Origin of the sequence: Psychrobacter sp. GW64-MNA-CIBAN-0177, assembly GCF_040309585.1 — a bacterium.
Classification (GTDB): Bacteria; Pseudomonadota; Gammaproteobacteria; order Pseudomonadales; family Moraxellaceae; genus Psychrobacter; species Psychrobacter okhotskensis.
Window position 1 is genome coordinate 1 of record NZ_JBEOOY010000336.1, and the last position, 263, is coordinate 263.

The following is a 263-nucleotide window of genomic DNA, read 5'->3' on the forward strand; positions in this document are numbered from 1 at the left end:
GGGTGACACAGCCGATATGCAATTGATGAGCGGCGAGACCTTGAAGGGTCATGTGGAAAGCATCTCCCGCGGTATCTACGACCGTGATAACCCCGAGAGCCGTGAACTGATCGCCGATGTGAACCCGACCTTTAACTGGGTGCGGTTGGCCCAGCGTGTGCCGGTGCGGATTCACATTGATGAAGTGCCGGAGGGCGTGTTGTTGGCGGCAGGCATTACCTGCACTGTCATCGTGAACCCAACGCAAAACTAAACTGTGGGAG

General features: G+C 56.7%; 1 pseudogene. It reads left to right on the forward strand.

The window, feature by feature from the left end:
* Nucleotides 1-253: pseudogene (locus tag AAEY79_RS15335) on the forward strand (efflux transporter periplasmic adaptor subunit); the annotation flags it as partial.
* Nucleotides 254-263: the final 10 nt, after the last annotated feature.